1 protein-coding gene is annotated in these 300 nt (G+C 57.0%); it reads right to left on the bottom strand.

Features of this window, described 5'->3' with window-relative positions; all coding sequences use genetic code 11:
* A partial coding sequence (locus BN4575_RS22270; RefSeq protein WP_176716482.1) for a hypothetical protein occupies positions 1 to 300 on the bottom strand: 300 nt, incomplete at both ends.

Below are 300 nucleotides of genomic sequence, written 5' to 3'. Positions count from 1 at the left end.
CCACGTAGTCAACACCCTGGCCATCTGCACCAAATACATCGTCAGAGCCATCGGTCAGCACATTGCCACTGACCACCAACATCCCATCCTCTGTCACGCCAACCGGGCCATCGTTCACCGCCACCGGTACATCGTCGATGATCGCTATCGTCACGTTACCACTGGCACTACTGCCTCCCACCCCGCTCACAGTTACCCCTACCACATCTGTCAGGTTGGTATCGTTCGCCGGCTTGGTGTGTGTCTGTGCTGCATTAAGGGTGTAGCTGTAACTGAGCGTCGCACTCTTGTCGCCATCCG

The sequence above is a fragment of the Aeromonas sp. EERV15 genome (assembly GCF_900079845.1).
In the GTDB taxonomy this organism is placed as follows: domain Bacteria; phylum Pseudomonadota; class Gammaproteobacteria; order Enterobacterales; family Aeromonadaceae; genus Aeromonas; species Aeromonas sobria.
Note: the sequence above shows the minus strand (reverse complement) of the source record. Positions and strands in the feature narration are given on the sequence as shown.